This is a genomic window from Vibrio tapetis subsp. tapetis, assembly GCF_900233005.1.
GTDB lineage: Bacteria > Pseudomonadota > Gammaproteobacteria > Enterobacterales > Vibrionaceae > Vibrio > Vibrio tapetis.
Genome location: NZ_LT960611.1, coordinates 1,241,401 through 1,265,796, shown reverse-complemented (window position 1 = coordinate 1,265,796; position 24,396 = coordinate 1,241,401). Strand labels below are relative to the sequence as shown.

Below are 24,396 nucleotides of genomic sequence, written 5' to 3'. Positions count from 1 at the left end.
TTAGCTTTGGCTAGATTAAACCAGAGTTAACCATCCTAAAGATAAGCATGAAATCAGCACCCACAATGTCACCCCGAAGACTAACGGTTTTGGTCCAGCAGAGCGGACTTTACTCACCGAAATATTGCAGCCGATGAAGAATAAACACAGCACTAATGCTTGTTTTGATACCGAGAATATACCGTTATAAATGTCGCTACATTGAGGCAGTGCGTCACTGAATAAGATGGCTGCGCAATAGAACAAAATGAAATAGGGTATCGTGATTTTCTTGCTACCAGAGCTAAAGATAATCGAACTCACAAAGGCGACAGGTACAATCCATAAAGCACGAGCTAACTTTAACGTCGTCGCGGTTTTTAAGGCTTCTTCACCGTAGGCCGAAGCCGCACCAACCACTGACGATGTGTCATGAATTGCGATGGCCGCCCAAGTTCCAAATGTGTGCTGATCGAGGCCCAAAGCAAATCCAATGACTGGAAAGATAAACAAGGCAACCGAATTCAGCACGAATATAGTGGCAAGTGCCAACCCCATTTGCTCGTCATTTGCCTTTATTGCAGGTGAAACAGCGGCGATGGCGCTGCCCCCACAAATTGACGTTCCTGCAGAAATCAAATATCCCGTTTTTTGCTCTATCCCCATTTTCTTGGTTAGAAACCAGCCGAACAGTAATGTCCCGATGATCGTGGTTAAGATAATTCCAATACCGTCACTCGTTACCGCGATAGCTTGATCCAGCTGGATTCCAAAACCAAGCCCAACAATAGAGTAGGCGAGCAGTTTTTTCGTGATTTGGCTTAACGGAACGTTGGATGGAACGAAGCCTAAATTAGCCAATAAGAAGCCAAGAACTAAAGCGGTCGGGGAGGATGCCCATGGAGTAAAACAAAATGCAGCAGCAATAAAAAAAGGTATGTTTTTGATCGTTAAATAATCGGTATTAAGTATGCGCATGTAATGTACAGTAGAATTTTTATAAGAAGACAATGATACCTCTAAAACTGTGTTTAGTAAGTCATGAAATAATGAAACCATCGTTCAGATAACCTAAACGTAGGTATGTGTCATGTTTTTGTTGTTGATTAAGTATTGATAGTAAAAAGATAATAATTTTATATGTTAATATGAGTTCATATTGATTTACTGGCAGGAAGCGATTATTTAGACGATGAACGCAATCATGACCCCGCTAGAGTCGATAGATAAAAAGTGTGATGGCAGAACAATCGTTCATTATATTGAATAATAGATCGCCGTTGATTTATCCGTGTCTAAAAAAACTTACCCTAGATTATTTGCCAAGTAGGAACCTGTCTGACAAATGAAACTTGATATAAAAATTGCTGATAATAGACCGCTCTGGAAAGTTCTTTTACATATTGTTTGTATTTATTTTGCCGTAATCTGGATATTTCATCTTGGTTTTAATATGGAAATTTCAATAGTGTCAACGGCGACGTATTTGATTGTTGTAACTTTAGTAACGTTGCTTTCAAGAGGGACTAGAGACAGCAATGTGGTTTGGGAGGGCGAAGAGGTTTTGCTTCACGGAATCCGTGCGAATCTAGAATTAAAAAAATGGATTTTAGGGAGCCAATATATTCAGATCACTTCACTTACAAAAACGGGTTACCATAGATTGAGAGTAGAGAAACATCAGGTAAACCAGAGTGATTGGGAGCGGTTGTTAGCCAAGTGTACAAGCCGTGTGGCTATCCCACCAATCGATTGAAAATACTTAATCAACCCATATTTAGTACCTTGGTGCCTTTGACATTATCCTTTGTTAACGTCATGAATATCATTTGTTGATAATCTGAATAAACATCGCCATTACACAAAATGGAAACAGGATAAATCAGTGAGTGAATGCAGGAGAGTTTCATGTTCAGGGAAATTACAAAATCTGAATTCAATTCGTTTTGGTCAACATTTTCTTCGGTTATTCAGGCTCAAGAAACTTATGCGTTTGACTCAGACATGACTCAAGAACAGGCCTATGTCCTTTGGTGTCAATCGCCACTCAAATCTTTTGCTTTTATAGAAAACGGCGAGGTTCTTGGTACGTATTACATTAAGCCAAATGCGATGGGGCCGAGCCGTCATATCTGTAATTGTGGCTATATGGTATCAAGTGAAGCTCGGGGTAAAGGGGTTGCGCGTAGAATGTGCGAGCACTCACAGCAAGTGGCCATCGAGTTGGGTTTCGAAGCGATGCAATTTAATAGCGTAGTCTCTACTAATGACATTGCAGTGAAGCTTTGGGAAAAAATGGGTTATACGATTATAGGTACGATTCCTAAGGCATATAAACATGGACGGTTGGGTTTGGTAGATAGTTATATTATGTATAAGTGGCTACAACCATAATATGAGTAGAGGTTCGGTTCATCTAAAAAATCAGTGCATTTTGTGGGTGTTGTGGGAATTAACTCCTGACAAACTATTCAACCGCGCCCATCGAAGTTGAATAGCATTAGCCTCACGACTTAATAGCAAGTGCGGCACCAAATACCAGTAAACCGACTCCACACGCTTGATTCAATCGTTTTTTGACCAGAAGCAGGTGTTTTTTCAGTGTGTTTGACGTAAATAGCATTGCAACAATACAATACAAAACCATATTCCATGCAGCGCTACCATATAAAGTCCGTACACCAGTGCTGTGTCATTGTTTGTAGCTTCGACAGAAATGACCTGGCTAAAAATACTTAAGAAGAAAAGCATGGTTTTTGGATTGAGGACATTACATAAAAATCCTTGCCCGAAAAACTGCAATGAATTCGCCCTTTCTTTACGGTTCGTTGAGGGGGGCATTGAGGCACTGGCGGTATAGATCCCTTTCCACCCCAAATAGATCAAATATGCAGCTCCAGAGTATCGGATGGTACTAAAAAGAAAGTCATTCTGTGAAATTAAGTAACTGATACCCAACATTGAATAGCTAATGTGGATACAAATCGCAGTACTCACTCCTGCCGCTGTCCATAACCCTACCGTTCTGCCGTGGTTAATGCTATTTCTGAGCACGAGAACGAAATCGGCTCCTGGGCTAATAACTATTAGAAGGCCGAGTAAGGCAAGGCTAAAATGTTCCATATGTACTCCATTTGATGTTTTATGACTTATGTAGGAATATTGTATGGGTTATTTAAGACGTCTATAATCGAAATAACTTCTGATTAAATGTGAGATAAATTCACAAGTGAGACATCTCAAAGCATTCCACGTTTTCCATGTAGCGGCGGCGTCATCCAGTTATAGTGAAGCGGCAAATAAGTTGAATATTACTCATGGAGCGGTAAGTAAACAGATCAAGGTATTGGAACATTTTCTTGCGCAGCCATTGTTTGTAAGCACGGAAGAAGTGTGCGTTTAACGGCAGAAGGCGAGTTGTTAAGAGGATTCACCGAGCAAGCATTTCAGGCACTAGATACAGGCGTGAACAAGCTAGTTCAAATGAAAAGTCAGAGCTTAGAAGTGTCGTGCGAACCGACGTTAACCATGCGTTGGCTAATGCCGAGGTTGTCTGATTTTCATCTAAGTTCTGGCGGCGATGTTCGGCTCTCAACAGCAGGAGGCCCTGTAAACCTCGGAGTGAGCGGATTGTCTATGGCGATTAGACGAGATGATTTTGAAATCTTACATGACTACAGCGAAACGTCGCTTGTTGATGAGTGGGTCGGGCCAGTGTGTTCACTTGACTATTGGCAATCGGTAAAAAGCGATTTAGGCCAAATCAAGTTACTTCATAGCCAAACTAGGCCGCAAGCGTGGCATAATTGGTGTGCCAATGCTTCGGTGGATTTTTCATTAGAGACCGCTAATCAAACCTTTGCTCATTTCTATTTTTGCTTTCAAGCGGCGGTTGATGGGCTCGGCGCCGCGATAGGATCCTATCCGCTGATTGTGGATGATTTAAAGCGCGGCAATCTAATCGCGCCATTTGGGTTTGTCCGATCTGGTCATCGCTATATGTTACTAAGTCAACAGAGCGTGTCTGGTGAACTCGCCAATCAGTTTACTCAATGGTTACAACATAACTTAAGGCAATCTGTGCCGACCGCCGAAGAACGTAATGGATTATTATAAAGGCACACTTATCGCCGTTGGCAGGTCGTGCATCCGCGGCATGCTTGTCGGGTTTGCTTGGAAAGACGTGAGCGCTGTACTTTGCAATAGGCGTTTTTTAATGCTCTTCGGGCAGAGAACCAATCATCGGGTTGCTCTAGTAATAAATAGCCATTAAACCGCTTCATTAGTGGTAAGCGATATTGTTCGATAAATTGACGTTCATAGCCAGTGTCAAAATAGTCCAACGCTTGCTCAATGGATGTAAAGCTACGGATGATGTCATTGATGTAAGGTGTTGTCATGGTGTCGCCAAAGATTGTCTTTATCTCAAGACTTCTTAGCATTGAGAGCATGCGGTAAAAAAGCAAACTAACACAAACATCATAGGCTCGCTACTGTTAGCCGGAATGGATCGTGTTGTTTGTTTTTTGAACAATAATTAATTGACAACATACAGGCTCTATATCAGGATGGTTGCATGTTAATGAATTTCGCACGTCAACCATCACGAATTATCATCATTCCTTAGGAATGGTGGAGATTTGACGTGCTCAATAACTCTCAAACCCACCCTTAACGGTGGGTTTTTTCATTTCTACCGTTAGAGGATGGTTCTCACTCTAAGGAGGTTACATGAAAAGAGTGGCAATATTTGGTAAGCCCGGAAGCGGTAAATCGACGTTAAGTAAAGCACTCGCTCGCGCAACAGGCTTGCCATTACATCCGTTAGATTCGATGGTTTATCAAAAAGACGGTCAGCTGGTTGATAAAGCAGTGTTTAACCAGCTGCACGAGCAAGTGCTTAATTCAGAACGTTGGATTATGGATGGATTAGGGCCATTGGGGGCATTTAATCAACGTCTGGACGTGGCTGATACACTGATCTATATAGATTTACCCTATTTCGTCAGTTACTGGCTAGTGACTAAGCGGCTGTTAAAAGGGGCGTTTGTTAAGCCTGAAGGGTGGCCAGATGGGAGTTCGGTTATTACAGGCAGTTTACAAAGCTATAAAATGTTGAGATTAAGTCGGCGTTTTTGGAACCAAGAATTTATGCAAAGGTTAGAAGCTTCTGCAAACAATAAATCTATATACATCATTCGCTCTATCTCTGAGCTCAATGGATTGATTAAACAACATGGATTGAATGAGAAGAAGGCATCAAAGTGAAGATAGAAATAAAGCGGTTGGTGATTAAAGAAAAGCGATTACACGATACTCATTGATAGTGACAATGAGTATCGTGTATTTTCAAATCCGTGAAAAACTGGTTATGCAACCCATGTTAGGGAAAGCAACACAATAACCGCAGAAGTTGCTAGGTACATGCCCACGATGGTCGCGATTTCGCCTAGCGATGAGGTTGAAGACTTAGATGTCTTGATTTCTTCAACTTCTTTAGTTGCTTTGTCAGTATCCAATATTGATAGAAGTGCTGAGTTCATTTTATCTACCTTATGTAATTACATTTCAAAATACTGCGCGAATTTTACTCGTTATGTGACAAAGGTCAAATAAAATTGGTAATTAAATTACCTATTAATTTTGTCCATTTAGATGAGAAAATCTAATTTCACTCTGGAGTGCTTAAGTAAAAATCTACTCGCAAAATACTGGGTGAGTCATTAACATGGGCTTCAATTTCATCTTAATAAGTAGTCTAAGTATGTCTTTACCTCCATGTCCAAATTGCCAGTCTGAATACGTGTATCAAGATCAAAATAACTTGCTCTGCCCCGAGTGTGCTTATGAGTGGAACCCTGTTGAAGAGCAAGAAAGTGCAGAAGCCGCCGCCATCAAAGACGTGAACGGTGCTAAACTGGAGCAGGGAGATAAAGTCATTTTTATTAAGGACTTAAAAATAAAGGGCAGCTCTAAGGTATTGAAAATTGGCGCTAAGGGTGTGATTAGACGTATTGTTGAAGGAAAAGACCACCAGTTAGATTGTAAGATCGATGGTATTGGCGAAATGATGGTAACGGCTAAATACGTCAAAAAGGCGTAACCTAGCCCTTCCACAGTTTATCAAGGAAGAGTCGTGCAAAATTTAGAACGAACAAGAAAAGTGGCAATTGTTACTGGGGGCGGTCGAGGGATCGGAGCCGCTACGTCTAAACTACTCGCCGCTAAAGGTTATTCCGTTTGTGTAAACTATCGGGTAAACGCTGAGCAAGCTGACTTGGTTGTGGGTTCGATACTCGAGTTAGGTGGCGAAGCATTTAGCTTTCAAGCTGACGTTTCGGTGGAAGAACAGGTACAACAATTGTTTTCTGCCGTACAACAACGCTATGGTCGGGTTACACACTTGGTCAATAATGCTGGCATTTTGTTTACCCAATCCACATTGGTCGATATGGATTTAGAGCGCTTCAATAAGGTGATGCTGACGAACGTGTCGAGTTGTTTTTTATGCTCAAAAGCGTTTATTCATCAAGTGGGCGGTTATGGTGCGATTGTGAATGTATCGTCGGCGGCGTCAAGAACGGGTGCTCCGTTTGAATACGTAGATTACGCGGCATCAAAAGGTGCAATGGACTCATTAACTAAAGGACTTTCTCTTGAACTGGCGGCTTCAGGAATTCGAGTCAATGGCGTAAGACCCGGTTGTATTTATACCGAGATGCATGCTGATGGTGGTGAGCCTGATAGGGTTAATCGCCTAGCGTCACAATTGCCGTTACAGCGCGGTGGCACGCCTGAGGAAGTGGCGGAGTCCATTGCTTGGTTGCTGTCAGATGAAGCTTCCTATGTCACTGGAAGCTTTATTGATATTGCCGGTGGCCGTTAGCATACATCACTTTTTTGACCGCCTATATTGATTAGAAAACCAAAAGTCATTAGTCTATATTTTATGTGATCATTTTAGACAAAAAGGAGGAATATTCATGGATGTGTGCAAGTTAAACTTTGCGCCAATTTTTTGGTACGGCAAAGACTCAAGTTTTCAACTTATCGTGTTGCGATAACCTAAGCTTGAGCGAAGTTTTAATTCAATTCTAGAGACCCTTCACTCTAGCTTACTAGGTTGTTGTCAGCAGCTATGACGACCGCGTTTTGACGCGCATAAAACTTGAGTAAGCACAATGAGCACATTACTAACAGCACAAAACCTTTCCTATGACGTTACTTCGGGCCCGTTATTTGAAGCGATTTCGTTTACCTTAAATAAAGGTGACAAAATCGGACTGATAGGCACCAATGGTTGTGGGAAAAGTACCCTTTTAAAATTACTAAACAACGAGTTATCCAATTTTGGCGGTGATGTTTCGGTATCTCACCAATGTAAAATGGCGAGAGTCGAGCAACAGCTACCTAACCACCTACACAATAAAACCATGCTCGATGCTGTGGTTGAGAACCTTCCCGAAGATCTTCGTCTGTCTGATGAATGGCGCGCTCAAGTATTGCTAGCAAGCATGGACTTTGACGAAGTGTATTGGCAAAAATCAATCAGTACATTAAGCGGCGGTCAGCATGCAAGACTGCTGATTGCTCGAGCGTTAATGTTGGAGCCGGATTTACTGCTATTAGATGAACCAAGTAACCACTTAGATTTGCCTACGCTATTATGGCTAGAGGGCTTTTTACTTAAATGGAAAGGCACCTTTGTGGTTGTTTCTCACGATCGTCGGCTATTAGACAAAGTAACCAACAGCACGTGGGTCATGAGAGATAAAACACTGCATCATTTTGCTCTCAATTGTACCCAGGCGAGGCAAGCATTAGCAGAACGTGATCAAACCGATGCCATTCGTCGAGAGTCAGAACAAAAAGAAATAGACAGAATTGAAAAAAGTGCCAGCCGGTTAGCCATCTGGGGGCGCGATTTTGATAACGAGAGTTTTGCCAAAAAAGCAAAGAGTATGGAAAAACGGGTGCAGAGCTTAAAGTCATGCCAGACGCAACTCGGCGAAGCAGAACCGTGGCAACTTCGTTTAGTTGGCGAGTCGATGCCCGCAAATCGGATTCTCGAATTAGCTGAGTACTCGGTTGTACCGGCTGAAGGCGCAGAAACCCTGTTTCAGGTATTGTTCCAGCAGATAAAAAGTGGCGACCATGTTGCTATCATGGGTAAAAATGGCTGCGGTAAATCATCGTTATTACGTATGTTGTGGCAAAATTATCAGCAAGCCAACCACTCGAGCGAAAAACATAGCCAACGTCAAAGGTTGGGGGTATTCCACCCACAGGCAAGGCTAGGGTACTACGATCAGGGATTGAATCAACTTCATGACCACGATTGCCTGCTTGATGCGTTGTATCCGTTTTTCCCAGACTCTCAAGAGCGACGAAAAATGGCTTTGATCAGTGCGGGTTTTGCTTATGAACGCCATGCGCAAAAAGTGGCGGAACTCAGTGGCGGGGAACGGTCTCGATTGTTATTTGTAGGGCTGACTTTAGCGAACTACCACTTTTTGATGTTAGATGAGCCAACCAATCACTTGGATATTGACGGCAAAGAAGAATTGGCGGAAACGATTAAGACATTTGCTGGAGGACTTATTTTAGTGAGCCATGATCGCGAGTTGATTGAAAAATCATGTAATCGTTTTTGGTACATCGAAGGTAGCAAGCTACAAGAAATGGATGGAGTAGAGCAAATTCATCGAGCTATGACCGACCACTATTGTCTTGATGCGCAGGCATCTGCGCAAATTTCGGTAGGGTCTTTCGAACCATCAACGTTATGTGATGAGGTCTCGGTGAGTACCGTTGAGCATCATGATGAAGCGTTGTTGGAAAGACTTTGCGTTCTTGAGGCTCTGCTTGAAGATGATTTAGGGCGCAAGTTAAAACGGCAGAAACCTTTAATGCAATCTCAATGGAAACAGGAAATTGAATACATAAACGGGTTGTTGGACTTAACCTAGTAAACCGAACATTTTAGGAAGGATATTGGGCGTGAACTACGTCCAATACTCATTGTTAACTTTGTCGAATCAACTTATCTAACGAACAGTGCGAGAAAACCGATGTCAAAACTCTATACTAGCTTCGCAAAACAATACGATCACGCTGTGCAAGACAATATTTACAACGCGCACTTGGAAAGACCCTCGCTGCAAGCCATGCTTGGTGGAATTAAAGGAAAGGAAGTGCTGGATTTGGGCTGTGGCAGCGGAGTATATGCGCAGTACTTGCTGGAAAAAGGAGCCGAAAAGGTTACCTGCATAGATTATTCCCAAGAGATGGTGGATATTGTTAAAAGCAAGTTTGGGTCTCAAGTGCATGCGTATGTAGAAGACCTCTCTCAAGGCGTTACCGCGGAATTAAGTGAGAGTGCTGATCTCGTCATTTGCCCTTTAGTTGTCCACTATTTCGAAGATCTTCAGCCATGTTTTGATGATATTGCTCGTGTTCTTAAACCTGGCGGTAGTTTTTGTTTTTCTACTCATCACCCGTTTGCCGATTTTGAATGTTCAGCGTCGGGAAATTATTTCGAGCGTGAATTGGTAGAAGAGACTTGGGATACGGTAGGCGAGCCTGTTGAAGTTCGCTTTTATCGTCGTTCACTGACTGAAATCATGCAAGCGATCACTCGCGCTGGTCTTGTTGTGACTCAATTGTCTGAGGGGCAAGTGTCAGAAAAAGTAAAAGATATATCGTTAGAGAAATATGAGTATTTGTCGAAAAACCCGAATTTTATCTTCATAAAATGCGAGAAAATATAGTGATCAGCTGATCGATTTTAAAGCTTATTTATAAGAAAGCTCATCATGATGGAACTAAACATGATGAGCTTCTTTTAGTCAATCACTAGAGCTATGGCTAAGCTATAGCCAATCTCCTCGTAATTGCGCGACTTTCTCAAACATCACGTCACTGGTTGCCTCTTTTGATGGAACGGGTTGGCCCGCTTCGACTTCCAGCTTGGTCCAGAATCGAGTAGGTCGGCGGCTGCACGCCCGGCCTCGTTCATTCGCGCGGCTAAAGAAACTTCCCCAGAGACCTTTCAAAGCCATTGGAACGACAGGGACAGGAGAACGACGTAAAATAAGGTCTATTCCCCGCATGAATGGTCTCATGCTGCCATCGGAGGTTAAACGTCCTTCAGGGAAAATACAGACCACTTCGCCTCGGTTTAGCGCTTTTTCTACTTGAACAAACGCACTGCGAATTGAGCGAGCGTTAGTACCATCAATCGGAATCACGCCACCATTTTTGAGCAAACGCTTAAGTAGTCGTAGATGAGCGTATTCTTCTTCCATCACAAAAGTCAGGTGACGCTTATTCGCGCTGATCATGACCAAAGCATCCATATAGCTAACGTGGTTGCACACGATAAGTGCACCGCCATCTTTAGGTACAAAATCTAAATTTTTATGCGTCACACGGTACATGGTGTGAGTAAATAACTTGATGGCTAACCTAGATACATACATAGGTGATTCCATGAAAACATGGTAAGCCACAAACAGGTTGAGCGCAGATAGAATTAAGAATAGCTGCAGAATAGACAATTCAATGACGGATAAACAAACAATGCCGAGAATAGCACTGCCGACCATGAAAATGGCGTTATAGATGTTATTGGCCGCAATCACTTGAGCCCGTTCTGTCTCTTTTGCTTTGGTCTGCATTACGGTGTACAACGGCACGATGAATATACCACCGGATACGCCGATCATTAACAAGCTTCCAAATACCGGCCACAGTTCAGGGTAACTAATAAAGTCAATAAATCCGCTAAGTTCTGGAATGGTGCTAGGGACGGTGACGGCTAACAGCATTCCAAAGACACTGATTCCGAAGCTGCCAATAGGGACAATACCCAGTTGCACTTTATTTTTAGAGAGTTTGTCACAGATGAAAGATCCAATAGCGATGCCAATTGAAAACAGAGCGAGTAAGAAAGAAACCGCGCTTTCGCTGCCGTTAAGGTGCAATTTGGCGAAGTTAGGGAATTGAGTTAAATAGCTGGCACCAAGAAACCAGAACCAGCTAATGGATAAAATGGCCTGGTGGATTACCTTATCTTGCTTGGCTATGGCGATGGTGTGCTTGGTTTGAGAAACCGGACGCCATTTAAATTTCGTATCTGGTGCGGTGGCATCGGCTTTCGGAATAAAGCGACAGGCAATGTAACCACATACCGCAAACAAGATGACACAAGCCGCTGCTACATAAGTTGCGTTGTCTGATGAAGCGATGATTCCAGCGCCCAGAGTTCCAAGTAAAATAGCTAAAAATGTGCCGGTTTCAACCAACGCATTACCTGATACCAATTCTTCTTTTTTCAAATGTTGCGGTAGCAATGCGTATTTTACGGGGCCAAAGAAGGCGGACTGAGTGCCCATTAAGAACAGTAATAGCAGTAAAATAAGATAGCTTTGAGTAATAAAGCCGATCGCACCTAAAAGCATGATGCCAATTTCAGCCAACTTTACTTTACGGATGAACCAAGACTTTTCATATTTGTCTGCCAAGACACCCGCCGTTGCTGAAAATAAGAAAAAGGGCAGGATAAATAGACCAGCAGCAAGATTGATGAATAAATTACTAGAAACCGGCAGTGCTTGCGCACTAGCAAAGGCAACAAACAACAGTAAAACGTTCTTAAAAATATTATCGTTGAAGGCGCCAAAAAACTGGGTAATAAAGTAAGGTAAAAAACGCCTTTTCTTCAGTAACGAAGAAGAACTCTGGTTAGACATGGTAATCCTTTACGCTTGCCAAGAAGAGAGATAGTTAGACAGTAGGCTATCAATGAGCAGTCGTCCGTCCATCGGTGTTGAAGAGAAAAATTTATCGTCAACGCTGAGTAACGTAATGCCGTGTACACCGGCCCATAATACACGACTGGCTTCTAATACTTGCTCGTGGGAGTGGCTGTTAGTGTGCATAGCGACCAAACCCTCTAGCATGCCCGTCATTTTATCAATACGCGTTGATTGCCATTCAGGAAGTTCTTCGCCATTCATCGTGTGCTGAAAAATAAGCTGCCAGCGATGCGGGTGTTCTACAGCAAAGTCGTGGTAGCAATAAGCTAACTTATGCAATGCGTCTGTAGCGCCTTGAGAATCGGATACCGCGAGTTCGGCAAGCTCTGCAAGTTCATCTAAGGTTTGTGCTACCGCTTGAAGTAACAGCAGATTATAGCTACCAAACACATTAACCAGAGTGCTCGGCACATACCCAATTTTAGTGGCGATTTTTCGTAGGCTAAGCTCGTGATGAGGGTGCTCGTTTAAAAACAGCTTTACTTGATTGAGTGTAATTGCAACCAACTCTTCTCTTGTGTGATCGTTACGTCTAGCCATGGGTCGTTTAATAAAATGAACAATGTTCATTATTTTATGTATCGCTAAGAGAACGGTCAAGGGAAGTTGGGGCTTAAATGGCAATATTCTGAAACATAGTTTTTTTCATCTGTATTCCTTTGTTGACGGCGACAGGCTATGATGAAGTTGTCTTATTAATAAAATATCTCTTAATGAGGGGAAGAATGAAACGTCTCTTTACGATTGTTGCCCTACTGATGATATCAGTGACGGCGGCACCAATAGCGGAAGCCAAAAAATTTGGTGGTGGTAAGTCGTTTGGTAAAAGCTTTAAAACAGCGCCTGCACCAAAGCAAAATGCGACCAATACGAGCACTATTAACCAAAACAAAGCAACCAACAGCAAGAAAGGCTTGATGGGTGGTTTGATGGGCGGACTCCTAGCTGGTGGCTTACTTGCTGCTTTCTTCGGTGGTGCGTTTGAAGGCATCCAGTTCATGGATATCTTGATCATGGGCTTAATTGCATTTGTTGCGTTTAAGTTCCTAAAAGGAATGCTTGGTGCTAAACAAGGCACGATGCGACAAGGCCAGCAGCCTGCGTATTCTGGCGGTTCACAAGATATGTTCAAGTCAAAGTCTGAACCTGAGTCTAATGTGCATAACTTTGAACAATCTCAGCCAACTTCGGGCGGTTTTGGTTCAGCTACTGGCAGCGATGTTCCGCATAACTTCCCTCCTGGTTTTGATCAGGCGGCATTCATTAATGGTTCTCGCGAGCACTACCGCACAATTCAAGGCGCGTGGAATCACAATCAGCTAGAAACCATTGAAGAATACGTTTCACCAAGCCTGTTCGCAGACTTGAAGTTGGAGCGCGAGAAACTGGATGGCGATCAACACACCAACGTGATGTACGTTGATGCAGAAATTGTGCGTGCGGAATACGATGCCTCAATGGCTCAACTGAGTCTTCAGTTTAGTGGCCGCTACCGTGATGATGCTGAAAGTGTCGAAGAAGACATTACCGACGTATGGCATTTGGAGCGCGACCTAGCAGCACCTAATGCGCCATGGTTGATTGTTGGTATTCAGGCTTAATCCATAGCTAAACCATATTATCTAAGCGGCAATACATGAAAATGTATTGCCGTTTTTTTTTAAGTTTGTTGCGTCGTTTTTCACTCTTCTTTGTCTCTTTTTGTACATCCGAATTATGTCAGTTTTCCGTTTATTTGAAATGGAATTGATATTTCTATCAGTGATGTCTCTCACTTTTTGTTTCCTTTCCTATTTCTAGATATTGATCGTGATCACAGCCTTAATTATTGCTTCGTGCATTTTTTTATAGCAGCGTTAGGATTCATCGAAACGTTTCGATGAGTGTTTTCTCTCAATATAAAACTCGATTAACATGGCCAAGAAACAGGTAAGACAATGAAAAAAAGTACCCTAATAAATGCCGATTTGACCTATTTAGCTGCCACGCTAGGCCATACTGACGAGATCACTATTTGTGACGCAGGCCTGCCTATTCCAGACCAAGTGAAACGTATCGACTTGGCTCTGACTGAAGGCGTGCCTAGATTTATTGATACCGTGAAAGTGATGTTGAGTGAACTTCAAATTGAAGGTGTCATCATCGCTGAAGAGTTTGCCACCGTTAGTCCTGAGCACCACCGCGAATTAGTCGAAGAATTGAAGTTAGAAGAACAGCGTTGTGGTAAATCCATCGCAATCAATTACGTTTCTCATGATGTGTTTAAAACGCAGACGGCCAACAGCCGAGCGATTGTCAGAACCGGTGAGTTTACGCCATACGCTAACGTGATTTTTCAAGCGGGTGTGGTGTTTTAGTCCAGTAAACATCAGGCAAACAACCACAAGATTTAATCAATAAGGACTCAACATGACTCAAGCCATTTTAGAACTGAATGAGATTGAAAAAGCGTTTCCCGGTGTGAAGGCGCTGGATAAAGCGAGCCTTAACGTTTACTCAGGTCGAGTGATGGCTTTGATGGGTGAGAATGGTGCGGGTAAATCTACTTTGATGAAAGTGCTGACTGGTATTTACAGTAAAGACGCTGGTTCAATTACGTACCAAGGTGCGCCGTGCTCCTTTCAAGGGCCAAGAGATTCGCAGCATGCTGGTATTAGCATCATTCACCAAGAGCTGAACTTAATCCCTGAATTAACGATCGCAGAGAACATTTTTTTGGGTAGAGAGATGACAGGTGCAATGGGGCGCATTCTTTGGAGTGATATGTACCAAGCGGCCGACAAATTGCTGGCTCGATTGAATGTGAAACACAGTTCGAAAACTCTGCTCGGGGAGTTAAGTCTTGGCGAGCAGCAGATGGTTGAAATTGCCAAAGCGCTGTCGTTTGAATCCAAAGTCATCATTATGGATGAGCCAACCGATGCGTTAACGGACACCGAAACCGAGTCACTGTTTGACGTGATTAACGAATTGAGAGAGCAAGGCTGTGGCGTTGTGTATATTTCTCATCGCTTAAAAGAAATATTTGAAATTTGTGATGATATTACCGTATTGCGTGATGGGCGCTTTATTGGTGAATGTGCGGTAGTCGACACCGATGAAGACACATTGATAGAAATGATGGTAGGTCGAAAGCTGGATGAACAGTATCCACGTGTCGACGCCGAGCACGGTACAACCTGCTTAGAAGTTCGAAATCTGACAGGCTCGGGCGTTGAAAATGTGAGCTTTAAGTTAGATCACGGAGAGATACTCGGTGTGTCTGGGTTAATGGGGGCAGGCCGAACAGAACTAATGAAAGTGATTTATGGTGCACTGAGTCGTGAATCAGGTGAAGTGATTTTACAAGGACAAAGTATTGACCCTCGCTCTCCACAAGAAGGGTTGGCCAGTGGCATTGCGTATATTTCAGAAGACCGAAAGGGCGACGGCTTAGTATTGGGGTTGTCAGTCAAAGAAAACATGTCTTTGTGTGCATTAGAGCAGTTAACTCACCGAGGACGAATTCAACACGCTGCAGAAGTTATGGCAGTGGAAGATTTCATAACACTTTTCAATATTAAAACGCCGAGTCGTGATCAGATCATTGGTAATTTATCTGGAGGTAATCAACAGAAAGTCGCGATTGCTAAAGGACTCATGACTCGCCCTAAATTATTGATATTGGATGAGCCGACTCGTGGCGTTGATGTCGGGGCGAAGAAAGAAATCTATCAATTGATTAATAAATTCAAAGCAGAAGGAATGAGCATCATTCTTGTTTCTTCTGAAATGCCTGAAGTTCTGGGCATGAGCGACCGCATTATCGTGATGCACGAAGGTCACATCAGTGGCGAGTTCGACGCGCAAGATGCAAACCAAGAAAAACTAATGGCGTGTGCCGTGGGCAAAACGTTGAATGAGGAAGCAGCATGAGTACTAACACCACGAGTAACCAAACCATGAAGAGTCAAACCGAACCAAAGAAAAAGTCTCTAATTAGTAAAGAGTGGCTGATCGAGCAAAAATCATTGATAGCGTTAATATTTTTGATTGTTGTCGTGTCATTTTTGAACCCTAACTTTTTTACCGTCGACAACATACTTAATATTCTACGCCAGACCTCAGTTAACGCGATCATCGCCGTCGGCATGACCTTAGTTATCTTAACGGCGGGCATTGATTTGAGTGTAGGTTCGGTACTGGCACTTTGCGGAGCATTCGCGGCGAGCTTAATTGCCATGGAAGTTCCGGTGTTAATTGCTGTGCCTACGGCGTTACTTGCTGGTGCTGCCTTAGGGGCGATCAGCGGGATAATCATCGCAAAAGGTAAGGTACAAGCGTTTATCGCTACCTTGGTCACCATGACGTTATTGCGCGGTGTCACTATGGTTTACACCGAAGGTCGTCCAATATCGACCGGTTTTACCGATACCGGTGATGCATTTGCGTGGTTTGGTACAGGTTATGCGTTAGGAATTCCGGTACCGGTATGGCTAATGGTTATTGTGTTTGCTTCAGTTTGGTACCTGTTAAACCATACTCGCTTTGGCCGTTACATCTACGCACTCGGTGGTAATGAATCAGCAACTCGCTTATCTGGAATCAACGTAGACCGTGTGAAGATCGGTGTTTACGCGATATGTGGTCTACTTGCGGCACTTGCCGGTCTCATCGTCACTTCCCGACTTTCTTCAGCTCAACCAACAGCTGGTATGGGCTATGAACTCGATGCCATTGCTGCCGTGGTACTAGGTGGTACAAGCCTAGCGGGTGGACGTGGGCGAATTATGGGAACTCTGATTGGTGCACTGATCATTGGCTTCCTGAATAACGCATTGAATTTACTTGATGTTTCCTCGTACTACCAGATGATTGCGAAAGCAGTGGTTATCTTGCTGGCAGTGCTTATTGATAATAAAAATAAATAGATAGATAAACCATAACCTCCAATAACGTGAAATAGACGAGCCTTACATGCAGTTTGGCTCCAATAATACAAAGGATGATAACAATGAAAAAGATAGCGACCCTAATCTCTGCAGCTGTACTTTCTGCCTCTGTTTCTGTGTCTGCACAAGCGCAAGATACAATTGCAATTGTACTGTCTACACTCAATAATCCATTTTTCGTTACCATGAAAGATGGTGCGGAAGCGAAAGCTGAAGAGCTTGGGTACAAATTGATAGTGTTGGATTCGCAAAACGATCCAAGCAAAGAGCTATCAAATATTGAAGATCTGACGGTTCGAGGCGTTAAAGCGATTTTGATCAACCCAACGGACTCTGATGCGGTTTCTAACGCGATTCGTATGGCAAACCGCGCTAAGGTGCCAGTACTTACTTTAGATCGCGGTGCAAGCCGAGGTGACGTTGTGAGCCACATTGCTTCTGATAATGTAATCGGTGGTGAAATGGCGGGTCACTTTATTGCGGAAACGGTAGCAGACAACGCGAAAGTGATTCAACTAGAAGGTATTGCCGGGACTTCAGCTGCACGTGAGCGTGGTGAAGGTTTCATGAACGCTGTAAAAGCAAGCAAATTGGAACTAGTGGCAAGCCAGCCGGCTGATTTTGACCGTACTAAAGGTCTAAACGTGATGGAAAACTTACTGGCTGCTAACCCTGATGTACAAGCTGTTTTTGCACAAAATGATGAAATGGCACTGGGCGCGTTACGTGCAGTACAAGCATCAGGTAAAGACATTAAGATCATTGGTTTTGATGGTACTGAAGACGGGATTGCTGCTGTAAATAGAGGCAAGCTCGCTGCGACAGTAGCACAACAACCAGACATGATCGGTGCGCTAGGTGTTGCTACGGCCGACAAAGTTCTTAAAGGTGACAAAGTGGATGCATACATCCCGGTAGCCCTGAAGATTATTACTAAGTAATCACAAGCATAGTCATGGGGAGGGCAGCGCTCTCCTCATCTTTTCTCAGTAAAGAGTAAATAGGTTTGTTTTCAAACCTATGTATTTTTCGATGTAATCAAGGACATTAATATGAATAAGTTGGTGGTTTTAGGCAGCGTAAATGCTGACTACGTTCTTCAGGTGCCTTCTTTTCCTCGCCCAGGGGAAACGCTTCATGGCCGCAACTATCAAGTTATTCCCGGAGGAAAAGGTGCCAATCAAGCGGTGGCTGCTGCTAGATTAAATGCCGATGTTGGCTTCATTGCGTGTGTGGGTGACGATGCGTTTGGCATTAATATTCGCGAAAGTTTCCGTGCCGATGGGATTAATACCCAAGGAGTTAAGCTACAACCAAACTGCCCAACGGGCATCGCCATGATTCAAGTCTCTGATAGTGGTGAAAATAGCATCTGTATCTCGGCCGAAGCGAACGACCGTTTAACCGCGCAATCATTAGAGCCGCATCTAGACCAAATACGTGAAGCTGAGTATCTTTTGATGCAACTAGAAACGCCGATTGACGGTATTGAACAAGCGGCTAAAGTAGCAAAAGAGAGCCGTACAACGGTTATTCTGAACCCAGCGCCTGCTCGCCCGCTTTCTGATGAACTGCTTAACCGAGTTGATGTGATTACCCCCAATGAAACAGAAGCTGAAGTGCTGACAGGCATTACAGTAACGGATGATATATCTGCCCAAGAGGCGGCAAATGCTTTGCACCTAAAAGGGATTGAAATTGTCATGATAACGCTCGGCTCAAAGGGTGTGTGGTTAAGTCAAAACGGCCGAGGTGAGTCAATCCAAGGCTTTAAAGTGGATGTTACCGATACCACTGCCGCAGGGGACACATTTAACGGCGCACTTGTTACTGGCTTATTAGAAGATATGCCTTTAGAATCAGCCATTAAATTTGCTCATGCAGCCGCAGCAATTTCTGTGACTCGTTATGGCGCTCAAACCTCTATTCCCAAACGACAAGAGGTTGAAGACTTTTTAGTTGACCATCATTAAGGAATACACATGGCTACGATGAAAGATATTGCAAGACTTGCAGGTGTTTCAACTTCTACCGTTAGCCATGTGATCAACAAATCTCGTTATGTCAGTGAAGAGATTTCAGAGCGCGTTAATAATGCAGCGAAAGAGCTAAACTACGCGCCATCAGCCCTCGCTCGTAGCTTAAAACTCAACAGAACCAATACCATTGGTATGCTAGTGACAACATCAACGAATCCCTTTTTTGGTGAAGTGGTCAAAGGCGTAGAACGACGCTGCTACCAGCAAAACTACAACCTTATTCTCTGTAATACCGAAGGCGATAATGAACGCATGAAAGCGTCAATAGACACGCTGTTACAGAAGCGAGTTGATGGCTTAATCTTGATGTGCTCAACGTTAGAAGGGGAGCGAATTGACGTCTTCGATCGATACGCTGATCTACCTGTAGTTGTTATGGATTGGGGCCCGATTCACTTTGCGAGTGATAAAATTCAAGACAATTCTTTGTTGGGAGGATACCTTGCGGCAAAGCACTTAATTGAAGCTGGCCATACTGAAATTGGTTGCATTACAGGGCCATTGAATCGGCATCAAGCCCTTATGCGCTATGAAGGTTACAAACGCGCGATGAATGAAAATAAGCTAGAGATTAACGCAGACTGGATCTTGGAAGCTGACTTTGAATGCGAAGGGGGATACCAAGCATTCAAAACCTTACTTACATTGCGCAACAGTAATAAAGAATTACCAACCGCACTCTTTGTCTCTAATGACATGATGGCCATGGGGGCGATCAATGCGGCTGTTGAGAGCGGTGTGAGTATTCCAGATGATATATCGCTAATTGGTTACGATGATATTCACATCGCTAAATTTATGACGCCGTCACTGACGACCATTCACCAGCCTAAATATCGACTTGGGCGAGCGGCGGTCGACACGTTATTAAATAAGTTAGAGAAGAAAACCGATCAGCCGCAAGTCGTGCAGTTGGAGCCTACCTTGGTAGAGCGAAGCAGCGTGAAGTCGTTGGTCTAACCTTCTTTAGAATAGATTTAGATGTTAAAAAAGCAGCAGAATTAAGCGTTTGCTTCACTCGCTTGCTCAGCTTGGATCGCAGTCAGTGCAACGGTGTAAACGATGTCGTCTACTAGTGCGCCACGAGACAAGTCATTAACAGGTTTGCGCATGCCTTGCAGCATTGGACCGATTGAAACTAGGTCTGCTGAACGCTGTACCGCTTTGTACGTTGTGTTACCCGTGTTTAGGTCTGGGAATACAAATACGGTTGCTTTACCCGCTACAGGAGAATTTGGCGCTTTAGAAGCCGCTACGTTTTCCATGATAGCTGCATCGTACTGAAGAGGACCATCAATGATCAAGTCAGGACGTTTAGCTTGAGCTAGTTTGGTTGCTTCACGTACTTTATCAACGTCTGCACCTTTACCAGATTCACCAGTAGAGTAAGAGATCATTGCAACGCGAGGGTCGATACCGAATGCCGCTGCAGAATCTGCAGACTGGATAGCGATTTCAGCAAGTTGCTCTGCGTTTGGATCTGGGTTGATCGCACAGTCACCGTAAACCAATACTTGGTCAGGTAGAAGCATGAAGAATACAGAAGATACGATAGAAGCATCGGGTGCAGTCTTGATGATTTGGAACGGAGGAACGATAGTGTTCGCCGTTGTGTGAACCGCGCCAGAAACCAGACCGTCAACTTCGTTATTCTCAAGCATCATTGTGCCTAGGAATACAGAATCTTGCAGTTTCTCACGAGCCACAACTTCCGTCATGCCTTTCGCGCCACGAAGCTCAACCAAACGAGCAACGTAGTTTTCACGTACAGCTTCAGAGTCGATGATTTCAACACCAGCACCAAGCTCAACACCTTGCTGAGCTGCAACACGACGAATTTCTTCAGGGTTACCTAGAAGAACACACGTTGCGATACCGCGCTCAGCACAGATTGCTGCTGCTTTAACGGTACGTGGCTCATCACCTTCAGGAAGGACGATGCGCTTACCAGCTTTACGAGCAAACTCAGTTAACTGGTAACGGAATGCTGGTGGGCTTAGACGACGGATACCTTGAGTACCTTCGCTTAGAGAGTCAATCCATGGGCCGTCGATATGGCTAGCAACGTGTTCGTTGATGAACTCGATGCGCTCTTTATCGTCAGCTGGAACTTCTAGGCTAAAGCTTTGCAGGTTTAAAGACGTCTGCCAAGTATTACCTTGTGCTTTAAAGATCGGCAAACCAGTGTCAAACGCTGGCTTACAAAGATCGCTGATTTGCGTAGGGATATCGTAACCGCCCGTTAGCAAAATAGCGCCAATTTCAACGCCGTTCTTAGCCGCTAGAGCCGCCGCAACGATAACGTCAGGACGATCAGCAGAAGTGACAAGCAGTGAACCTGGTTTGAAGTGTTCAATCATGTGTGGAAGAGAACGTGCACAGAACGTGATGCTCTTAATACGACGAGACTCAATGTCACCTTCGTTGATGATTTCAGCGTTCAAGTGCTTAGCCATGTCGATTGCACGAGTTGCGATCAGGTCGATGCTCCAAGGCACGCAACCAAGAACACGAATAGGGCTAGAGTTGAAGATTTGCATGACTTCAACGTTTGCTTGTTGTGCGCTGTCTGCATCATCAAAGATTTCAGATAGGTCAGGGCGAGTACGGCCTGCTTCATCAACTGGAGCGTTTAGCTTGTTGATGATTACGCCTTTGATGTTTTTGTTTTTAGTGCCACCGAAGTTTGAACAAGCAATTTCGATGTGCTCTTTAAGTTGTGCTGGGTTGTTCGTACCCGGAGTCGCAACAAAAACAATCTCTGCGCCTAGTGTTTTAGCAATCTCTGCGTTCACTTGGTTAGCAAATGGGTGCTTACGAGTTGGAACCAAACCTTCGATTAAGGTTACGTCCGAATCGTTTACTGTGTTGTAACGCGCTACAACCGTTTCTAGTAGCACATCCATTTTCTCACTACCAATAAGCGCTTCAGCTTCTGGCATTGGGATAGATTGTGCAATCTTCATATCGCTGTTCGCACGAACGATAGTAGACGTTAGATCGGGAATATCACCACCGCTGCGAGGTTGAGCGATTGGTTTGAAGAAAGAAACTTGAACGCCTTTGCGCTCCATAGAGCGAAGAACGCCCATGCTAACACTAGTAAGACCAACACCAGCGCTAGTAGGGATAAGCATAATCGTACGGGACATGTGAGGAGTACCTATGACTATCTAAAAGAAACTCAACTTATTATTATGGAGTAAATTGAGCAGCTGATAAAAAACTGGCTAACCTAAGTTAGCCAGTTTTCTTAATTAAAGACCTGCTAGTTCAGCAGTGTCTTCAGCGATAACTAGCTCTTCGTTAGTAGAGATAACCATTGCTGGGATGCGGCTGTTAGCCGTAGTGATTGTGCCTTCGCCGCCGAAACGTGCTTTAAGGTTTGCTTCGCTGTCAACTTCGATACCGAAGATGCCAAGACGGTTAAGAACCATCTCACGGATTGGGCCAGAGTTCTCGCCGATGCCGCCAGTAAATACGATAGCGTCTAGACGACCTTCAAGTGTTGCAGTGTAACCAGCAACGTACTTAGCAAGACGGTGACAGAACACGTCCATTGCACGAGTTGCTTCTTCTTTTTCGCCGTAGTTGTCTTCAACGAAACGACAGTCAGAAGTCACTTCAGTTAGACCTTGTAGGCCAGACTCTTTAGTTAGCATGTTGTTGATTTTCTCAACAGAGTAACCAAGGTTGTCGTGCATGTGGAAAATGATAGCAGGATCGATATCACCACAACGTGTACCCATTACTAGACCTTCAAGAGGAGTAAGACCCATAGATGTGTCTACAGATTTACCGTTCTTGATAGCACATACAGATGCGCCGTTACCTAGGTGACAGTTGATGATGTTTACTTCTTCAACTGGCTTGTCTAGTAGAGTTGCACACTCACGAGTGATGAACAGGTGAGAAGTACCGTGCATGCCGTAGCGACGGATGCCGTGCTCTTTGTAAAGGTTGTACGGAAGAGCGTATAGGTAAGACTCTTCAGGCATAGTTTGGTGGAAAGCAGTATCGAACACAGCAACGTTTTTAAGTGCTGGGAATGCAGTTTGTGCTGCTTTGATACCAATGATGTGTGCAGGGTTGTGAAGAGGCGCAAGTGTTGCACAGTCTTCGATACCTTTAAGAACTTCATCAGTAATAAGTGCAGATTGAGTGAACTGCTCGCCGCCGTGTACAACACGGTGACCGATTGCTGCTAGGTTTTCAGCTAGTTCAGGCTTAGACGCGATGATAGTTTCTACCATAAACGCTAATGCTTCTTCGTGTGCAGCACCGTTACCTAGTTGAGCTTCGTGTTTACCATCAAGCTTCCACTTGATACGTGCTTCAGGAAGGTGTAGACATTCTGCAAGACCTGTTAGGTGCTCGTCGCCAGATACTGCATCGACAACCGCAAACTTAAGAGAAGAACTACCGCAGTTTAAAACTAAAACTAGCTTAGACATGTGTATGATTACCTGTTATTTCGTCTGAAAAATTCAGTTAGGGTGAAAATCAGTAACAAGAATATAAGGCATTTATAAAACCTACATTATTCTTGCTCAAAAAACTTGAATTTCCGTATAAAAAGACACATCGATGATTTAATGACGTGCTTGCAATCCTAGCAAACAGTACTCTTAGAGTTGCCTAAATTGTAAATAACAGCAACAATGAGATTGAGGGTTTGCTAAGGATAGCGATAATGTCTCAATATAACAAAAAAATTTGAATGCATTTTAACTAGAATCAATTTTTTTTGCAGCTTTTTTTTAATGGTTGTAGATTTATTTTAGTGAGAGGTCGATATGAGTGAGAAAATAGGATTGTTCCATAGCTTAAAAGATGGCCAGAAATACATGGATATTTGGCCTATACGCAAAGAGTTGTCTCCTCTATTTCCAGAGCAACGCATTATTAAGGCGACACGTTTTGGTATCAAGGTCATGCCTGCGGTCGCGGCTATTAGTGTCTTAATGCAAATGGTATTTCAAAACTCTCAAGCAATGCCACAAGCCATTGTAATGGCATTATTCGCTATCAGTCTCCCCCTGCAGGGTATGTGGTGGCTCGGGAATCGCTCTAATACTCAACTGCCACCGGCGTTGGCGGGCTGGTATCGTGAAATTCACGGTAAAATAATCGAGGCGGGTGGTGCACTTGAACCGATAAAATCAAAACCACGTTATAAAGAACTGGCTACCATGCTGAACCGAGCATTTCGTCAGCTCGATAAGAGCGCGCTAGAACGCTGGTTTTGAGAAAAGTGCTAAAAAGTTAAGTGCGAAAAGCGAAGTACTAAAAGTTAAGTACTAGAAGTGAAGTGCTAAAAGCTAAGTACTGAGTGCCAAAAGCTAAAAGCCAAACGCGATTACAGCGACGGGTTTGCGTTGAGAATACAGAAACAGCCAAAGCAAAAGTGATTTTGCTTTGGCTGTTTTTTTTTTGGTACTTTTCTTTGTAGCCTAGCAAACGGACTTCATCCTTACGGTGCGCTTGTCAATCCCTTCTTAAAAATTACCAATGCTGAGTTTGATTGATATTCACACAGAAGATGCTGGCCGACGTTTGTTCTCTCGTACGGTAAATTGGCTGGTTTTGTGTGCTATCTATCACTTATCCCTGAATTTGTTATTTTCG

Annotated in this window: 22 protein-coding genes and 2 pseudogenes; 16 read left to right on the top strand and 8 right to left on the bottom strand. The window is 43.7% G+C overall.

The window, feature by feature from the left end; genetic code table 11:
• Nucleotides 1-15 precede the first annotated feature (15 nt).
• On the bottom strand, nt 16-957 hold the full coding sequence (locus VTAP4600_RS05560) for a YeiH family protein (RefSeq protein WP_102523918.1): 942 nt from the start codon (nt 955-957) through the stop codon (nt 16-18).
• 367 nt (nt 958-1,324) lie between these two features.
• Here VTAP4600_RS05560 and VTAP4600_RS05555 point away from each other — a divergent pair, with 367 nt between their 5' ends.
• Entirely contained in the window at nt 1,325-1,735 is a 411-nt protein-coding gene (locus tag VTAP4600_RS05555) for a hypothetical protein (RefSeq protein ID WP_102521879.1), read from the top strand.
• A 152-nt stretch (nt 1,736-1,887) separates the two neighbouring features.
• A complete protein-coding gene (locus VTAP4600_RS05550; protein ID WP_102521878.1) occupies nt 1,888-2,373 on the top strand; it encodes a GNAT family N-acetyltransferase in 486 nt (161 codons plus the stop codon).
• Nucleotides 2,374-2,485: 112 nt separating this feature from the next.
• Here VTAP4600_RS05550 and VTAP4600_RS05545 read toward each other — a convergent pair.
• Nucleotides 2,486-3,102 (bottom strand): annotated as a pseudogene (locus tag VTAP4600_RS05545) (LysE family translocator).
• A gap of 106 nt (nt 3,103-3,208) precedes the next feature.
• Here VTAP4600_RS05545 and VTAP4600_RS05540 point away from each other — a divergent pair.
• Nucleotides 3,209-4,095: pseudogene (locus tag VTAP4600_RS05540) on the top strand (LysR family transcriptional regulator).
• 8 nt (nt 4,096-4,103) lie between these two features.
• On the opposite strand, the gene VTAP4600_RS05535 reads toward VTAP4600_RS05540, so the two are convergent.
• Entirely contained in the window at nt 4,104-4,379 is a 276-nt protein-coding gene (locus VTAP4600_RS05535; protein ID WP_102521877.1) for a nitrogenase-stabilizing/protective protein NifW, read from the bottom strand.
• A gap of 331 nt (nt 4,380-4,710) precedes the next feature.
• Between VTAP4600_RS05535 and VTAP4600_RS05530 the strand changes: the two genes are divergently transcribed.
• Nucleotides 4,711-5,247 (top strand): P-loop NTPase family protein, encoded by a 537-nt coding sequence (locus tag VTAP4600_RS05530; RefSeq protein WP_102521876.1) that lies wholly within the window; start codon nt 4,711-4,713, stop codon nt 5,245-5,247.
• A 101-nt stretch (nt 5,248-5,348) separates the two neighbouring features.
• Here VTAP4600_RS05530 and VTAP4600_RS25905 read toward each other — a convergent pair whose 3' ends face one another.
• On the bottom strand, nt 5,349-5,522 hold the full coding sequence (locus VTAP4600_RS25905) for a hypothetical protein (protein WP_172443079.1): 174 nt from the start codon (nt 5,520-5,522) through the stop codon (nt 5,349-5,351).
• Between the two features lie 221 nt (nt 5,523-5,743).
• Here VTAP4600_RS25905 and VTAP4600_RS05525 point away from each other — a divergent pair, with 221 nt between their 5' ends.
• The 4 genes from VTAP4600_RS05525 to VTAP4600_RS05510 all read left to right on the top strand — a co-directional run bounded on the left by VTAP4600_RS05525 (nt 5,744) and on the right by VTAP4600_RS05510 (nt 9,749).
• Nucleotides 5,744-6,082 (top strand): zinc ribbon domain-containing protein YjdM, encoded by a 339-nt coding sequence (locus VTAP4600_RS05525; RefSeq protein WP_102521875.1) that lies wholly within the window; start codon nt 5,744-5,746, stop codon nt 6,080-6,082.
• A 33-nt stretch (nt 6,083-6,115) separates the two neighbouring features.
• Entirely contained in the window at nt 6,116-6,865 is a 750-nt protein-coding gene (locus tag VTAP4600_RS05520) for an SDR family oxidoreductase (RefSeq protein ID WP_102521874.1), read from the top strand.
• 295 nt (nt 6,866-7,160) lie between these two features.
• Nucleotides 7,161-8,948, top strand: a complete 1,788-nt coding sequence (locus VTAP4600_RS05515; RefSeq protein WP_102521873.1) for an ABC-F family ATP-binding cassette domain-containing protein — start codon at nt 7,161-7,163, stop codon at nt 8,946-8,948.
• 102 nt (nt 8,949-9,050) lie between these two features.
• Nucleotides 9,051-9,749, top strand: a complete 699-nt coding sequence (locus VTAP4600_RS05510) for a class I SAM-dependent DNA methyltransferase (protein ID WP_102521872.1) — start codon at nt 9,051-9,053, stop codon at nt 9,747-9,749.
• A 102-nt stretch (nt 9,750-9,851) separates the two neighbouring features.
• Here VTAP4600_RS05510 and VTAP4600_RS05505 read toward each other — a convergent pair whose 3' ends face one another.
• Together VTAP4600_RS05505 and VTAP4600_RS05500 are read right to left on the bottom strand one after the other, a co-directional pair.
• Complete coding sequence (locus tag VTAP4600_RS05505; protein WP_102521871.1) at nt 9,852-11,732, bottom strand: MFS transporter; 1,881 nt, start codon at nt 11,730-11,732, stop codon at nt 9,852-9,854.
• A 9-nt stretch (nt 11,733-11,741) separates the two neighbouring features.
• Nucleotides 11,742-12,338, bottom strand: coding sequence for a TetR/AcrR family transcriptional regulator (locus VTAP4600_RS05500; protein WP_102521870.1), 597 nt, complete (start codon nt 12,336-12,338; stop codon nt 11,742-11,744).
• Between the two features lie 185 nt (nt 12,339-12,523).
• Between VTAP4600_RS05500 and VTAP4600_RS05495 the strand changes: the two genes are divergently transcribed.
• From VTAP4600_RS05495 to VTAP4600_RS05465, 7 genes are all read left to right on the top strand, one after another.
• Entirely contained in the window at nt 12,524-13,399 is an 876-nt protein-coding gene (locus VTAP4600_RS05495; protein WP_102521869.1) for a Tim44 domain-containing protein, read from the top strand.
• 336 nt (nt 13,400-13,735) lie between these two features.
• Entirely contained in the window at nt 13,736-14,155 is a 420-nt protein-coding gene (rbsD, locus tag VTAP4600_RS05490) for a D-ribose pyranase (protein ID WP_102521868.1), read from the top strand.
• A 52-nt stretch (nt 14,156-14,207) separates the two neighbouring features.
• Nucleotides 14,208-15,713: a ribose ABC transporter ATP-binding protein RbsA gene (gene rbsA / locus VTAP4600_RS05485; protein ID WP_102521867.1), complete on the top strand. Its 1,506-nt coding sequence runs from the start codon at nt 14,208-14,210 to the stop codon at nt 15,711-15,713.
• Nucleotides 15,710-16,708, top strand: a complete 999-nt coding sequence (rbsC, locus tag VTAP4600_RS05480) for a ribose ABC transporter permease (protein ID WP_102521866.1) — start codon at nt 15,710-15,712, stop codon at nt 16,706-16,708. The genes rbsA and rbsC overlap by 4 nt, the downstream gene beginning before the upstream one ends.
• A gap of 83 nt (nt 16,709-16,791) precedes the next feature.
• On the top strand, nt 16,792-17,670 hold the full coding sequence (rbsB, locus tag VTAP4600_RS05475; RefSeq protein ID WP_102521865.1) for a ribose ABC transporter substrate-binding protein RbsB: 879 nt from the start codon (nt 16,792-16,794) through the stop codon (nt 17,668-17,670).
• 111 nt (nt 17,671-17,781) lie between these two features.
• On the top strand, nt 17,782-18,702 hold the full coding sequence (rbsK, locus tag VTAP4600_RS05470; RefSeq protein ID WP_102521864.1) for a ribokinase: 921 nt from the start codon (nt 17,782-17,784) through the stop codon (nt 18,700-18,702).
• A 9-nt stretch (nt 18,703-18,711) separates the two neighbouring features.
• Nucleotides 18,712-19,728, top strand: coding sequence for a substrate-binding domain-containing protein (locus VTAP4600_RS05465; protein WP_102521863.1), 1,017 nt, complete (start codon nt 18,712-18,714; stop codon nt 19,726-19,728).
• Between the two features lie 41 nt (nt 19,729-19,769).
• On the opposite strand, the gene pta is transcribed toward VTAP4600_RS05465, so the two are convergent.
• Nucleotides 19,770-21,920: a phosphate acetyltransferase gene (pta, locus tag VTAP4600_RS05460; RefSeq protein WP_102521862.1), complete on the bottom strand. Its 2,151-nt coding sequence runs from the start codon at nt 21,918-21,920 to the stop codon at nt 19,770-19,772.
• A 105-nt stretch (nt 21,921-22,025) separates the two neighbouring features.
• On the bottom strand, nt 22,026-23,222 hold the full coding sequence (locus VTAP4600_RS05455; protein ID WP_102521861.1) for an acetate kinase: 1,197 nt from the start codon (nt 23,220-23,222) through the stop codon (nt 22,026-22,028).
• Nucleotides 23,223-23,564: 342 nt separating this feature from the next.
• Here VTAP4600_RS05455 and yfbV point away from each other — a divergent pair, with 342 nt between their 5' ends.
• Nucleotides 23,565-24,017: a terminus macrodomain insulation protein YfbV gene (gene yfbV, locus VTAP4600_RS05450; protein WP_102521860.1), complete on the top strand. Its 453-nt coding sequence runs from the start codon at nt 23,565-23,567 to the stop codon at nt 24,015-24,017.
• Nucleotides 24,018-24,396: the final 379 nt, after the last annotated feature.